Raw genomic sequence first — 13,763 nt, forward strand, 5'->3', positions numbered from 1 at the left:
CAGCTATCACGAACAACTCGTGGGCTTGGTCGCGCGAGGGAAAGTCAGCCCACACCGTCCGTGTGGATATCTTGTCAGCGCCATGCGCTGACGACGAGTCGTACTCTCGCTTTACCTACAGCGGTGCGAAATCTGGCTCAGGAGTCGGTCGACACTCGTCCCAACCCTCCCGACTCGTTAGGTTTGACTCGAGGAGTGTCACCGCATTTTCGCCCTGCGACTGGAACTCCAATCGCAGAGATACTGAGGGCAGAAGCGACTCCAGACGAGTGACGAGGTAATGCGAGCACATCGAAGGCGATACAGACGAGGAGCTGACCGCTCTTCGGATTCTCGAGTTCGACTTTCATACTTTGACTCGCCGTCGCAGGAATCCTCGTCCAATAGATGGCCGAGCGACCGTCGACTTAGGACAAGCGTGGCGGCGCTCTACCTTCTTCGTCGGAGCGGACGGGATTCCAGTGAGCGTCCGTGACTTGGCCAGAGCGATGCTCATCATCGGATAACGAGCGGAAGACGACCTGGCTGAGCTCACAGCTCCGGCACTGCGGTGAAGAGTAGGACGAACGCGTTCACAGTCAGCAGTGCGAGGACGAGCCACTGAAACACGCGCTCGGGAATGTTGTCGAAGATGTAGACGCCGGCCCAGGCACCGACGAATACCATCGGAATTGCGACCGTTGCTTCGACCAGCAGCGGGGTCGTCACGGCCCCAGTGTAGGAAAGACTGCCCAACCGATACAGCATGAGGGTCCCGAAGAAGGCCGTGAACGTCGCCTTCATCTCCTCGTCGCTCCAGAACCCGCTGGCTGACATGAACGCGCCGTAGACGATCATCGGTGGGCCTGGGACGGCGACGGCCCCGCCGAAGACGCCGGCGAGAAGACCGGCCGTTGCGCCGATGGCGTTCCCCGGGCGGTAGTCTTTAGCCTCGATCCAGTCCGTGACGAACTCGGACTGCTGGGTCGCACCGACGACGATGACCGCCAAAACGAGGACGGCACCGATAGCGACGCGCATCTGAGCCCCGTCGAACTGGCTGAAGACGTAGATACCCAATGGCATCCCGACGACGAGGCCACCGACGGGGACGACCCACTTTCGCCAGTCGAACGCCCCACGCACGCTCCACCAGACACGCGCGTTGCTCACCACCGCGGTCGCCGTGAAGATGATCGACGCACTCGATGGCGACCGGAACAGCGGCATCAGTCCCATCGACACCTGCGCAAAGCCGAACCCGGCGATACCGTGAACGAGAGAGGCCACGAGAATGACCAACGTAGACAGTCCCGTCGTCACCCAGTTGCTCGTCATCGGTGCGGTCCTCGTCCCCCGAGTAGTACACACATCGATACGCTGTGAAGTTCGACTCCCTGATTCACGCGATTTGTGCTTAACAGAGGTGTCTCAACATCATCCCTACTCTTTGGAATTGCATCTATCGCGCATTCTTACCCAACTAAAGCAAGCCGTGATTGTTGAGTCCGGCAATGCACAGACGTTATAAATCCGTTTTAGGCGCCAATGGTCATTTTACAGTGAGTTTGGAATTGCAACCACAACACATGAATGGGGTGGCGTCGTACTACCCGTAGCTAGAGCATGAGCGGGAGTGAGAGAGCTATTGACGAGTGGAGGACTTTGGGTGGCGAATCCGTCGACAACAACGGGGACGAGCCCGATATCGTCTTTGCACACGTCAGCGACCTTCACGGCCAGTTGACGCCCCGCTACCAGGTCTACTACGACAATCCGACCTCCACGCCAGACTTCGAGTTCGGTGACGACGACCGTGTGATAAAACGCGGTGGGGGCATCCCGCTGCTGGCTGCCAAACTCGATCAGCTTCGTGCCGACCACGAGGTGTGTACGGTGATGAGCGGCGATACGTTCCACGGTGCGGCCGCCACGACGTACACCGATGGTCGGGCGATGCTCGATCCGATTAACGACCACGTCGAACCCGACGTCTACGTCCCCGGCAACTGGGATTACTCGAACGACGCCGCCGAAGACGGCAAGCTTCTAGAGCTGATGGACGGCCTCGACGCGCCTGTGCTCGCGAACAATCTCTACGACTACGAGACCGACAGCCGATTGTACGATGCGTATCGGCTCCTCGACATCGGTGGTCTCTCCGTCGGCGTCGTCGGGATGACGAATATCTACGTCGATCGGATGGCGCCCGCGTTCTACGAGGGGAAATACCGATTTGGGAAGCATCCTGCACTCCTAGAGGAGTCCGCACAGGCTGCGCGCGAGGACGGAGCGGACGTCGTCGTCGCGGTCACAGAGATAGGGCTTCCCTGGATGGTCCAGGCCGCCAAGGACTGCAGTAGTATCGACGTGATGTTCAGTGCTCATACGCACGAGTACACGTACGACCCCATCCTCATAGAAGAGACCGAGACGGTCGTCGTCGAGTCTGGGATGGGTGAGGCACTCGGTCGCGTCGACGTCCGTATCCGTGAGGGGAGCGTGCAGTTCCGTCATCACCTCTACTGTCTGACCGAAGACGGTGAGTACACCCCCGACCCCGACCCGGCGGCGACGGAGACGGTCGAGTCAGTCCGAGCACCGTTTTTCGAGGACGATCCTGAGTTCGAACAAGGAGCAGGAACGCTCGACCAGCCGCTCGATACGGTCGTCGGGCAGACGAAGACACCGCTCTACCGGCAGTCGTTCCTCGAGAGCGCGTGGAACACGCTGTTCAACGATGCACTCCAGGCACACTTCAACACCGACCTGGCAGTCTGTCACGGGTTTCGGTACGGGACGGCGATTCCGGCCGGTGACATCACGCTGGAGCAGTTGTACACGTTCTTCCCGATGACGACCCCCGTCGCCCGTGGCGTCGCGTACGGCCAGCAGTTAACGAGTCACATGGAAGAGTTCCTCGAAGACAACTTCACGCCATATCCATACAATCAGGAGGACGGTCGCGTTAGGAACTTCTCCTCGAACGTCGAAGTGACCGTCGACCCAACAGCAAAGCGCGGTCGTCGACTCGTCGAGATGCGCGTCAACGGCGACCCCGTTGACCCCGAGGAGACATACTCGGTGGCGACGTTCCGTCGGCCTGGCGACCCCGAGCGAGACCTCGGTAACTGTGGATTCCCGTTCCAAGACGTTGAGATTGACGAGGGAACGATACCGGTCGACATCGTCGCCGAGTATCTCGATGCGCACTCACCCGTCGATTACGAGGTAACGGGGCTTGTCGAGTCCGCCGATGACGGTGGTCACGTCCAGAACACGCCAGCAGACGGACCGTACCCGTTCATCCAACCGGGCGTCGACTACCGGTCTGGCGACGCGTACTGCGAGACGGCGATGATTCCCCGAGGGAATATCTTCCCAGAGGAGGGCCGAAACCGGAAACGGTAGCCAGCGATGAGAGCCGCCGAGGAATCGGACGACGAACGACGAAAACGAAAGAACAACGATGGTCAACAAAATCACCGCCCGCCAACTCGCAGAGAAGATTGACACCGACGAACCGTTCACGCTCATCGACACCCGCCCCGAGGAGAGCTTCGAGGCGTGGCACGTGCCCGACGCAAATAATGTCCCGTACGATCCCCGCGAGGGCCTGAGCGAGGACCAACTCGAGGAGGTGGATGCGATGGTCGAGAGCCGACCCATCGTCGCGATGTGCGGGAAGGCGCTAACCTCGACACCGTTCGCGTTCGATCTCGACGAACGTGGCTACGAGGACGTAGCTGTCGTCACAGGTGGCATGGAAGACTGGAGCAAACTCTACGAGGTGGCCCCTATCGAAACGACGAACGACGACCTCGTCGTCCGGCAGGTCCAGCGCCGCGCAAAGGGCTGTCTCGGGTACGTCGTCGGGTCAAAACGGACGGGCGAGGCCGTCGTCGTCGACGCGACCAGACAGACCGACCAGTTCAAAGTTGCCGCTCAGGATGCCGGCCTCTCGATCGAGCAGGTTCTGGATACACATGTCCACGCCGACCACATCTCCGGCGGTGCGGCGCTCGCCAACGAGGTCGGTGTTCCGTATCACCTCGGACAAAAGGCCACTGAGCGTGGCGTCGAATACGAGTACGAAGCGCTGTCCGACGGCGACGTTATCGAACTCGGTGACATCGAGATCGAAACACTCCACACCCCCGGCCACACGTCGGAGATGGTGAACTACCTCGTCGACGGCGAACTCCTGTTGACCGGCGACACGCTGTTCGTCGACTCGGTCGGGCGGACGGAACTCCAGTTCGGTGAGGACGATGCGTCGCGAGGGGCCGGACTCCTCTACGACTCCTTGCACGACACCATTCTCGACCTCCCAGAAGACACAAAGATACTCCCCGGACACCTCACCGTTACCAACGACGGGCGCTACGAGAATGGCGCTCCCGGCGAGCCACTGCTGGCACGGCTCGGAGACTTGCGCGACGAGTTGGACCTCCTCGGACTCGACCGTGAGTCGTTCGTTGAGCGACTCTCCAGTGACACGCCCGAAAAGCCGCCGAACTACGAGACAGTCATCGCCATCAACACCGGTAACGAGACGGTCGACGACGAAGGTGAGGCGACAGAGCTCGAACTCGGACCGAACAACTGTGCAGCCTGACGAACCGCGGTCGCTCTCTCGTCGCAGACTCCTCCAGTGGGTGGGAGCGAGCACCCTCGGTGGGCTGGCTGGCTGTGCCAGCCAACTACCGGGATTCGGCGATGATGCCGATGGGAGTGCGGTCACACCACGCCCGACTGTCACGGGTGATGCAGACACTACTGTCAGCCTCACTGCGAGTGATGGGGCCATTCGGCCAGCTACCGACCAGTCCACGACGACGTGGCTGTACGAGGGCCAGTTCCCCGGCCCCGAGCTACGGGTTCAGGAAGGCGACGTACTGAGCGTCGAACTGAACAACGACCTCGACGCGGAGACGACGATTCACTGGCACGGCGTTCCCGTGCCGAACTCCGTCGACGGTGTTCCTGAGGTAACGCAGGAGCCGGTTGCTTCCAGCGACTCGTTCACCTACACGTTCCGCGCAGAACCCGCAGGAACGTACTTCTATCACAGTCACGTCGGCCTCCAACTCGATCGTGGGTTGCTCGGTCCGCTCGTCGTCGAAGAACGCGATCCCCACGTCGAGTACGACTACGACTACGTCGTCGTCTTTGACGACTACCTTCCCGGAGAACCGACGCTACCGTCGGATGAGGGTGCGGGCGGCGGAGGGATGGGAGGAGGTGGAATGGGTGGGGGGATGATGGGCGACGTTCGCCCTCCCTACGAGGGGTTGCTCGTCAACGGTCAACTTCCGGAAGACCCACCGACCTTCGATGTCACCGAGGGTGACCGCGTTCGATTCCGGTTCGTGAACGCGTCCAGTGCGACGGTCTTCGGCGTCCGTATCACCGGTCACGAGCTGAACGTCACGCACGCCGATGGTCGGCCGGTCGATCCGGTCGCCGTGGACTCGTTTGCCTTCGGTGCTGGCGAACGGTACGACGCCGTGGTGGAAGCGACGAATCCGGGTTCATGGTTCGTGCAAGCGGACGCGCTTGACGGGGACGAACCACCTGCCAGAGCCGTCCTGACCTATGACCAGTTGGATGGCGTTCGCAACCCAGAGACGCCGTCTTCTTCGGGTACTCGGTTGCGCTACGAAGACCTTCGAGCGGTTACCCCACTCGATGGCGTCGATGGAACTCCCGACCGGACGTTCGATCTGACGCTCTCGCGTGGGAGGGGCCAATCGTACACGTGGACCATCGACGGTCAGGCTTACCCGGACGCTGACCCGCTCCGAATCCATCCCGACGAGCACGTACGGATTCACATGGAGAACCAAAGCCCGGTGGTCCATCCGATGCACCTCCACGGTCACTTCTTCCGGGTCGGGGACGCTATCAAGGATACCGTGATGGTCCCTGGCCACATGGGGGAGGTGACGCTGGACTTCCGTGCGGACAACCCTGGTCGATGGCTGTTCCACTGCCACAACCTGTACCACCTCGATGCAGGGATGGCTCGTGTGATAGAGTACGTCGAGTGAGAGAGTTGGGGCTAGTTCCTAACTGCCCTCTGACCGTGGACCACTCTATGGCAGAAGAATCGGACACCGTTCGGGTCTGGCTGGTCGAACGCGGGTACAACAACCGGGACCTCATCATCTTGAAGTACGCCACTCCTGCGGGAGAGCGCGTGTACCGAAAGGAGCTCTCAGTCCACGCTGTCGATACGTCGACGGTGACTGCGGCGAAAGATGTCTCTGAGGATGACCTCTCGTCGGTCGATACAGCTGAGACTCAGCATCGCTTCACCGAGGAGGTCAAACGGATGCAATCGAAGCACGCCCCCGACGACACCGTTTGAGTGGCCCGAACGTATCGACCGCCAAGGTGGTCTCGGCGACCTCGCAGATTGGAGATATAGCTCCGGGCCCATCTCTATGGTATGCGAAATCATCACTCGTCACCTCACGACCACGAAGCAGATGGACCAGATGCTCGGCCTACGTCGTCACCGCACTCGTCGGCCACTGGCCTGTCACTCGCCGCGGATGGTCTGCAACTCGTCACCGACGACACGACGTTCGAACCAGGGACGCTTGTCGACTGGGCGTTCCGAATCCTCGATGCGGACGGCACACCTATCGATACGTTCGACGACTCCCACGGTCAACTGAGTCATCTCATCATCGTCCGTCGGGACCTCATCGAATTTCAGCATCTCCACCCCAGGCTGGGCGACGACGGAACGTGGTACGCTGAGCGCCTGGTGCTCCCATCCCCTGGCGTCTATCGTGCGTTCGTCGACGTCGTTATCGATGGCCGAGCGACGACGCTCGGTCTCGATCTGTTCGCTGCAGGCGAGTTCGCCGTTGACGAGACGTGGGACTCGACAACTCGCGTCAAGACCGATGGCTACGAAATCGAACGGCAAGTCGACCGAATTGACGCGGATGAGTCGGCTTTACTCTCCTTCACCGTCCGTCGAGCCGATGGTACCATTCCCGACTTGGATCCGTATCTCGGGGCCCGTGGCCATCTCGTCGCACTGCGGCGTGGTGACCTCGCATACCTCCACGTCCACCCTCGCGCTGAGACACAGCGCGAAGGGGTCGTCGAGTTCGACGTGACGTTTCCGACGCCCGGCGACTATCGAGTGTTCTTACAGACGAAACCGGACAGTCACCTCATCACAGCGCCCTTCGACGTCGACATAGACCAGTGAGCGATTGAGCGAACATAGTTCGACTTTGGACAGTGGTTCACGATACGGAGGTGAGTTCGCATTCGTAGACCACCTTTAGGTCACCACAACCACCGCTAAGAACAATTTCAGTGAGAGAGGCATTCGAACCGATGTGTATGGACCGAGTCGAGTACGCAATACAGACACTCATCGCGCTCCCGACAGTACTCTTCGCAGTGCTGTGCTGGTTCCACCGCTCGGAGTCGGTCACAGAGGCCGGCCAGAGTGAGCATCCACAGACCGTAGACTGAGTCGGTACCTTCCATCACTACGCTCGTCTTATATCGGGGTGCTAACCAAGAGTAGGGGGCGGTGACCGAATGGGCATTGACTGCCAGCGATACCTGAGTACCAATTCCTGAGTGGTCGGTATAAAAACGACCAGAGATACGGCGCAGGCGACCTTTCGAGTAGCTCAGCCATCTCGAAGCTATGACGCCACCCACAGATTCTCCTTTGGCCCGCTCGGAGAGACAGCTGCGTGACGATTCAGCTCTCGAACTCGAAGATGGTCGATCTCTTCAGTACCGTGAGCACGGGTCCCGCGATGATACAACAGTCTTGTTCTTCCATGGAACACCTGGATCGCGCGTCTGTATCCCAACTATCGACACCACTTCGAACACTGACGTTCACCTCATCACAGTTGACCGGCCCGGATATGGACAGTCAACAGAACATCGCGATCGAGCGCTCTCTGACTGGGCTGCGGATATATCGGAGCTAACTGATACGCTGGGGATCGATGAGTTCGCTGTCGTCGGGCTCTCTGGCGGTGGGCCACATGCTCTCGCCTGCGGTGCTTCACTCCCGTCTCGGGTCCAAAGTGTCGGGGTCATCAGTGGGATGGCGCCAGTGAGATGGGGAACGACGAGAGGGATGTCCACATTTAACCGATTTGGGTTCCTGGTAGCTCGGTATCTTCCAGCACTGCTACCGTTTGTGCTACGTCCGATGGCTCGAAGATCCCAATCGGATCCCACGTTAGTCATCGACGCCGCCCGTTCTCGGTACGCAGAACCTGACCAGAGCCTCTTGGACGATGCGACGATTCGCCGTTGCATGACGAGCGAACTCACGGCAGCGTATCAGCAAGGGGTCCGGGGCCACGTTGACGATCTAGTCGCACTTAGTCAGGACTGGGGGTTCGATGTCGGCGATATCGACGTTCCTGTCCGATTGTGGCACGGTGGGAAAGACCGAAACGCACCGTTCTCGATGGCGGAGCGACTTGCCCGACATATCCCACAGAGTGAGCTTCGAGCTTTTCCCGACGAGGGACACCTGCTCGTCTATCGCCACTTCGAGACAATTCTTCGGAGTCTCGTTCAAACCTCTCGGTGACCATCCACTCGACCTGCCGCTTGTCGCCCGTTGGCTTCTAATGGGGCTTCGGACATAGATTGATACTGTGAGGAATCGACCCTTCGTGCTGACCAGGTGGGGTTGACAATCTTGCTTCGATAGGTTCCTCACAGAACCCGTTGATATTGGGGATACGATGCGACTCCTCCGCCTCGTGCTCGATTCGGCACTCCTCTCGCCGAGCACTGCAGCGTCACAGGGAGTAGTACTGAACGTTCAGTACCTCCCGGATGGGACCGTCATGGAACTCTCCGCGGTGGAGGGCGACCTCGAAGCGATTCTGAGTCAGTTGGAAGACGCTCAAGAGACGGAGGCATTCGACCATCTCGGTACAAGCGGTGCTCGCCATTACATCTTCCAATATGGGCGTCCCCATGCTGAAGTACGGGCACTAATCGATCTACTCGAAAAACACCGACTCATGATCGCCCTCCCGATTCGGTTCGACAGTACGACAGAGGCCACTGTCGACGTATTGGGGACGTTTGACGCGCTCAAATCCGCATATGACACGTTCTCGCCCGAGATGAAGCGCCGAACTAGTATCGAACACATCGGTGAGTACACCCCGGCTCGATTGGGTATCCGGTCGGTCCTGACAGAACGACAGCGTGAGGTGCTAGACGCAGCAGTGGCGACGGGGTACTATGCAACGCCCCGTACGGCGACCGCTGAGGACGTTGCGAACCGTGTTGGCTGTGCACCCAGTACTGCCTCAGAACACCTTCGGAAACTCGAAGCCAGAACGTTCGGTCAACTCACGACTGCAGATTCGTCCTAATCGAATCTGGTTGTAGAAGGACGACACGTTGACAACACGACTCCGTTTCATCTAGAGTGAGGTATGCTGCTGGTATGCTTCGTACAGAGCTGGTATACCGAGTGGGAACGCGAGGACGCCGAAGATTGCAAGCGAGTGTGTAGCGAATTTCGCGTTCCGATATATGAGGAGCGTCGCTCCGACGCCAAGCAATGCAACTGCGTACGCAAGGTTACTCCAGAGCGGGATGTACGTCGAACAGTACCCCCAGCAGACGAGCGTATACGAGGGGGCGTTCCACGTCGCTGGATGGAGTTTGGGCCAGAAAAACCGACAGTACGTCGTCAGTGTGAACATAAACGCGACGGGAACCGCAGTGAACCATAACCGCGGAGTTGGGAAGCGCTGTCGCCCAGTACGCCGATATGCATCGATGATGGCCAACGGGAGTGAAAAGACGATGAGCCAGAGCCCGACCGTGTACGATACTGGCCAGTGTTCGATTCGTGGCTGAGCAAATCCGATGCGCATGGAGTCGGGGAGGGTCGCCCATGGAAACGAAGGGTCCGGCACCGGGTTCGTGATGAAGGCGAGCCCCATCAGAACCGCTCCCATCACGAACGCATATCCGCCGGTACGGGCACACTGTGCCAACACGAGTGGTAGTTCACGATGGGCCGTCTCGATCCCACCAATGGTGCGCGGATTCTGTGGTGAGTTGGGGACCATGATTGTCTGTTATGAATTCCTGTCGTTTTGCGGTGTGGCGTCTACACCTACGGTGTCTCTTCTTCGGCAGCCAGTCGTTCGTACTGCTCGGAGATTGCCGTCGCACACGACGAACAGCAGACGGCATGGCGGTCACCGCTGTCGACCTCGACGGTCTCCCCTCCTTCGGAAATCGTGTTCCCACAGATAGTGCAGACCAGGCCGAACGCATCTTCTCCACCGAGTTGCGGATGCCACTTGGATTCGGCGAGCGGTTCGACCGACCAGTCAGCAGTGTCGAACTCTTCCGAAAGGTCGCTGAGGAGGTGCTCAAGGTCTGAAGAGCTCATCAGGACTGTCGCCACGACCTTCCCACCGACTCCCCGGAAGACGTGTTCGACAGCATCGTGGTCAGCAAGTTCGCTTCCGAGAGCGGATGCTGTGCGCGGTGCTGTCGAGACGGTAAGCAACGATCGGTTGGTCCCAGAGAGCGCCGAACGGTCGATATCGACGGTGAACCGTCGGATAACACCCAGTTCTTCCAGCCGTTCGACCCGGTTCGAGACGGTCGGTGCGGAGCGGTCGACCTCGTCGGCAATCTCACGGAACGACCGCCGTGCGTCTTCCATCAAGAACGCGAGGATTCGTCGGTCGATGTCATCGAACTGTGCCATGAGAATCTAATCAGCCGACGATGCGCTCTCGCGCATCTCAGCAGGGTTGCTCATTCCTTCTTTGACCCCGAACTCCACGAGCAGGACGTTGACCGGCCACGCGACGAGGAAGCCGATCGACAGCGAGAACGCGAGTGCCGACCAGAACAGAATCTCACCCATGTGCGCGTCGGCGGCCAACAGCAGGTCCGTCCCGATGGCGAAGATCTCCATGACGGTGATGGACGGCGTCTCACTCAACAACGCGTCCCACGTTGCCTCCTTGAAGCCGACGCCATCCTGCATCAGCGGGCCGATGGTCAGCGCGTAGCCGAACAGGTACGCGAAACCGAACGTGATCGCTGCGACCCACCCGACAGTGAGTGCGAGGATACCCTGCGCTATCGTGATGCCGACGACCTCGCCGGCACCACACCCCGAGTAACAGTGCGCGGTCGAGCGAAACCCCCGTCGCCACAACGAGTCATGTGCGATCTGCGTTCGACCGGTGTACCAGTAGACGGCGAGTCCGAACGGCCCGGAATACAGCACGACGAGTGTCCAGACGCCCTTCATCATCGACCCGAGCGGCTCGTTGTTCGACCGGAGGTCCCACCACAACACGCCGACACACGCGAGGACGACGAGCGCCCACGTACCGACGATGACCGGGTCCGAGAGAATGGGCACGAGGACCTCCCGGGCCGGCTTCAGCGTGTGCTCGATTTGTTTTACGAGACCGCCAATCCCTTCGGGCGACTGTGCCAGTGGGGCCGCTGTCACCTCGACATCTTCAACCATTGCTCGTCACAGTGTTCGAACGCCTTTTTTAACGCATTTACCCCTTAGCTTCCAAAGCCAACGTTCGATACTGCGATACCTCCGATCCTGCCCGTGGGACGGTTTGGTGCCCACCCACGATTGATGGTTCTCCGATGAGCGCCGACCACGCGGACACTGTTTTTCGAAGGGCGAGTCCAGACGTCGCTCACTTTCGATTCCTAAACCAGTTGCGGGAGGATGATTCGTCCGACGGACGGCTCACGACCGCTGAGTGGGAGGTCTGCTCATACCGTATCAACGTAGTGCTGGCACACGGTGGTTCATTCTGTTAGCGAAAAACCGCTTGAAGCAGTCACCCGTTTATCGAAAGGCAATGGTACTGCAAGACCTCAGTCACCTCGACGAGAACACCCAGAACTGCATCGACGATTGTTTCGAGGCCGTCCAGGCCTGTGAGTGGTGCGCTGACGAGTGTGCGGGCGAAGGCGAGGAGATGGCCGAGTGCGTCCGGCTCTGTCGGGACGTCGCGGACATCGCCGCACTTTGTGCCCGGACCTGTCTCCGGCAGTCCGACTACAATCATGGCATCGCCGAGGCTTGTGCAGGCGCGTGTGAAGCCTGTGCTGAAGAGTGCGAGCAGCACGACGCCGACCACTGCCAGACCTGCGCGGAAGTCCTTCGAGAATGCGCCGAGAGCTGTCGGACGATGATGGCCTGATTGAGCGCAATCAGACACATAGACTCACTCGATGAATCAGGTTCGAAAACGCGTGATGCCTTGTGACTCCACTTGAGGAAGCAGCCGACACTCGGTGTACGGCTTCTCTCAAATCCAAATTTCAGGGATTATACTTGCTCTTCTTGATGTCGTCCCCCGGGACGAGAATCTGGCTGTTCATCGGTGACGGGGGTTTCCCAGAGGAGGATGACGGTCGACCCGATCAGGAGAACGATTCCACCGACACCCAGCGCGAACAGTGGCGAGACAGTATCTGAGATGAGGCCACTCCCGAGTTGGAATGGGATGACCGCGAGACCGCTGACCATCGCCATCGCACTCAGAACGGTTGCTCTGCCGAGCGAGTCGATTCGGTCGTTGATGTACTGTCCAGCGAGTGATCGAGTGACATCAGAGAGTCCTCGAATCAACAAGAACGTCGGTAACGCCAGAATCGGGACGAAATACATCGCGACGAGCGTCGTACCGACAGCGAAGGGTAAGACCACGAACCACGTCTGCAGGCCGACCACCCGCTTGATCGCTCCGGTGTAGTAACTGAGGAGCGCACCGACGAGACTGTAGGCAGCGTAGAACCACCCGAGCAGCGACTCAACCAGCGACTGACTGACGCCGAAATCGAGGACGACCGTCTGAAACACCGGCTGGAAGAAAATGAACACGAGGTACGAAACAGCCGCATAGAGGACGTAGTAGTACAGGAGAAACGCCCGGAGCGTAGGGTGCCCGAGGACGTCACTGACGATACCGACCGTCTGACGAAGACTCAGTTCATCGGATTCCTCCTGTTCGAACGACTCTGGTTCGTCGAGCGTCAGTAGAACGATGATACCCATCCCAGTAACACCAGCGGCGACGAACCACGGATACGAGAGGTCGATACTCCCTAGATACCCACCTAGAACTGCTGCACCGACCCCGACCGCCATCGACACGGCTTCGCCACGACCACGGATATGGGCGAAGTTGTCGGTCGAATCCTCATCAGAGAGCGTATCGTACAGCCATGCGTCCTCACTTCCCGAGCGGAAGTTATAGCCCATCGACCACAACACGTACAGCCCTGCTAGCGGGAGAAACGAATCGGCAAATCCGATACCGACGAGCGTGACAGTGATCAGCGTCGTTCCGACGAGCAAGCTTTGTCGGCGACCGATTCGGTCTCCGATGTACCCAGTCGGTATCTCACCGAGTAAGGTCGTGAGATTGTAGATGACTTCGAGAATTGCGATTTCCGTAAACGAGAGTCCCTGCGCGAGAAAGAAGAGATACATAATCGGCCGATAGAACTCGACCCCCTTCGTGGCCTTGTACAGGTAGTACTTGAGAATTCCACCTGCAGGCAGGCCAGATGCCTTTTCGTTCGTGAGCGCTCTCATTGAGTGACCCTCCCAACACAGGAGGAGAGCATATCAGCTGTTATTACTGAATTGATGAAACGGTCATACACACTGCTCGCAGAGTGTTGGAAATACCTCCTCATCGGCACACTTGTCTCGGTCGTGACAGTATTTCACCACC

At 59.2% G+C, this 13,763-nt stretch carries 14 protein-coding genes; 9 read left to right on the plus strand and 5 right to left on the minus strand.

All coding sequences use genetic code 11. The features are described from left to right. Positions 1-531: 531 nt before the first annotated feature. On the minus strand, positions 532-1,269 hold the full coding sequence (locus tag M1L36_RS13955; RefSeq protein ID WP_250874361.1) for a sulfite exporter TauE/SafE family protein: 738 nt from the start codon (positions 1,267-1,269) through the stop codon (positions 532-534). 336 nt (positions 1,270-1,605) lie between these two features. Here M1L36_RS13955 and M1L36_RS13960 point away from each other — a divergent pair, with 336 nt between their 5' ends. The 8 genes from M1L36_RS13960 to M1L36_RS13985 all read left to right on the plus strand — a co-directional run bounded on the left by M1L36_RS13960 (position 1,606) and on the right by M1L36_RS13985 (position 9,380). After that, positions 1,606-3,390 carry a 5'-nucleotidase C-terminal domain-containing protein gene (locus M1L36_RS13960; protein ID WP_369694243.1) on the plus strand — a complete coding sequence of 595 codons (1,785 nt, stop codon included), beginning with the start codon at positions 1,606-1,608 and terminating at the stop codon, positions 3,388-3,390. A gap of 58 nt (positions 3,391-3,448) precedes the next feature. Continuing rightward, positions 3,449-4,597, plus strand: a complete 1,149-nt coding sequence (locus M1L36_RS13965; protein ID WP_158203476.1) for an MBL fold metallo-hydrolase — start codon at positions 3,449-3,451, stop codon at positions 4,595-4,597. Between the two features lie 64 nt (positions 4,598-4,661). Next, the gene (locus tag M1L36_RS13970) at positions 4,662-6,032 is read left to right on the plus strand and encodes a multicopper oxidase family protein (RefSeq protein WP_158203520.1); all 1,371 of its coding nucleotides are present in this window, start codon (positions 4,662-4,664) and stop codon (positions 6,030-6,032) included. A 47-nt stretch (positions 6,033-6,079) separates the two neighbouring features. Further along, positions 6,080-6,352 (plus strand): DUF7967 family protein, encoded by a 273-nt coding sequence (locus M1L36_RS13975; RefSeq protein WP_250874363.1) that lies wholly within the window; start codon positions 6,080-6,082, stop codon positions 6,350-6,352. Between the two features lie 81 nt (positions 6,353-6,433). Next, positions 6,434-7,213: a DUF8832 domain-containing protein gene (locus M1L36_RS21800; protein WP_501162184.1), complete on the plus strand. Its 780-nt coding sequence runs from the start codon at positions 6,434-6,436 to the stop codon at positions 7,211-7,213. 137 nt (positions 7,214-7,350) lie between these two features. Continuing rightward, positions 7,351-7,485, plus strand: coding sequence for a hypothetical protein (locus M1L36_RS21420; protein WP_305794522.1), 135 nt, complete (start codon positions 7,351-7,353; stop codon positions 7,483-7,485). Positions 7,486-7,666: 181 nt separating this feature from the next. Then, entirely contained in the window at positions 7,667-8,578 is a 912-nt protein-coding gene (locus M1L36_RS21645) for an alpha/beta fold hydrolase (protein ID WP_369694244.1), read from the plus strand. Between the two features lie 157 nt (positions 8,579-8,735). Continuing rightward, positions 8,736-9,380: a helix-turn-helix domain-containing protein gene (locus M1L36_RS13985; RefSeq protein WP_250874364.1), complete on the plus strand. Its 645-nt coding sequence runs from the start codon at positions 8,736-8,738 to the stop codon at positions 9,378-9,380. Between the two features lie 51 nt (positions 9,381-9,431). On the opposite strand, the gene M1L36_RS13990 is transcribed toward M1L36_RS13985, so the two are convergent. The 3 genes from M1L36_RS13990 to M1L36_RS14000 all read right to left on the minus strand — a co-directional run bounded on the left by M1L36_RS13990 (position 9,432) and on the right by M1L36_RS14000 (position 11,521). Further along, complete coding sequence (locus tag M1L36_RS13990) at positions 9,432-9,959, minus strand: hypothetical protein (RefSeq protein WP_250874365.1); 528 nt, start codon at positions 9,957-9,959, stop codon at positions 9,432-9,434. 176 nt (positions 9,960-10,135) lie between these two features. Then, positions 10,136-10,741: an Lrp/AsnC family transcriptional regulator gene (locus M1L36_RS13995; protein ID WP_250874366.1), complete on the minus strand. Its 606-nt coding sequence runs from the start codon at positions 10,739-10,741 to the stop codon at positions 10,136-10,138. Positions 10,742-10,747: 6 nt separating this feature from the next. Beyond that, entirely contained in the window at positions 10,748-11,521 is a 774-nt protein-coding gene (locus tag M1L36_RS14000; protein ID WP_369694245.1) for a DUF4396 domain-containing protein, read from the minus strand. 355 nt (positions 11,522-11,876) lie between these two features. Here M1L36_RS14000 and M1L36_RS14005 point away from each other — a divergent pair, with 355 nt between their 5' ends. Next, positions 11,877-12,221, plus strand: coding sequence for a four-helix bundle copper-binding protein (locus M1L36_RS14005; RefSeq protein WP_158203468.1), 345 nt, complete (start codon positions 11,877-11,879; stop codon positions 12,219-12,221). A gap of 128 nt (positions 12,222-12,349) precedes the next feature. Here M1L36_RS14005 and M1L36_RS14010 read toward each other — a convergent pair whose 3' ends face one another. Next, entirely contained in the window at positions 12,350-13,621 is a 1,272-nt protein-coding gene (locus tag M1L36_RS14010) for an MFS transporter (RefSeq protein WP_250874368.1), read from the minus strand. Between the last annotated feature and the right edge of the window lie 142 nt (positions 13,622-13,763).

It is taken from the genome of Halomarina rubra, assembly GCF_023699475.1.
Classification (GTDB): Archaea; Halobacteriota; Halobacteria; order Halobacteriales; family Haloarculaceae; genus Halomarina; species Halomarina rubra.

What these genes read in the sequence shown, in the direction of transcription:
- M1L36_RS13960 (WP_369694243.1), top strand. Translation starts at nt 1,606, where the DNA reads ATGAGCGGGAGTGAGAGAGCTATTGACGAGTGGAGGACTTTGGGTGGC.
- M1L36_RS13965 (WP_158203476.1), top strand. Translation starts at nt 3,449, where the DNA reads ATGGTCAACAAAATCACCGCCCGCCAACTCGCAGAGAAGATTGACACC.
- M1L36_RS13975 (WP_250874363.1), top strand. Translation starts at nt 6,080, where the DNA reads ATGGCAGAAGAATCGGACACCGTTCGGGTCTGGCTGGTCGAACGCGGG.
- M1L36_RS21800 (WP_501162184.1), top strand. Translation starts at nt 6,434, where the DNA reads ATGCGAAATCATCACTCGTCACCTCACGACCACGAAGCAGATGGACCA.
- M1L36_RS21420 (WP_305794522.1), top strand. Translation starts at nt 7,351, where the DNA reads ATGGACCGAGTCGAGTACGCAATACAGACACTCATCGCGCTCCCGACA.
- M1L36_RS21645 (WP_369694244.1), top strand. Translation starts at nt 7,667, where the DNA reads ATGACGCCACCCACAGATTCTCCTTTGGCCCGCTCGGAGAGACAGCTG.
- M1L36_RS13985 (WP_250874364.1), top strand. Translation starts at nt 8,736, where the DNA reads ATGCGACTCCTCCGCCTCGTGCTCGATTCGGCACTCCTCTCGCCGAGC.
- M1L36_RS13990 (WP_250874365.1), bottom strand. Translation starts at nt 9,959, where the DNA reads ATGGGGCTCGCCTTCATCACGAACCCGGTGCCGGACCCTTCGTTTCCA.
- M1L36_RS13995 (WP_250874366.1), bottom strand. Translation starts at nt 10,741, where the DNA reads ATGGCACAGTTCGATGACATCGACCGACGAATCCTCGCGTTCTTGATG.
- M1L36_RS14000 (WP_369694245.1), bottom strand. Translation starts at nt 11,521, where the DNA reads ATGGTTGAAGATGTCGAGGTGACAGCGGCCCCACTGGCACAGTCGCCC.
- M1L36_RS14005 (WP_158203468.1), top strand. Translation starts at nt 11,877, where the DNA reads ATGGTACTGCAAGACCTCAGTCACCTCGACGAGAACACCCAGAACTGC.
- M1L36_RS14010 (WP_250874368.1), bottom strand. Translation starts at nt 13,621, where the DNA reads ATGAGAGCGCTCACGAACGAAAAGGCATCTGGCCTGCCTGCAGGTGGA.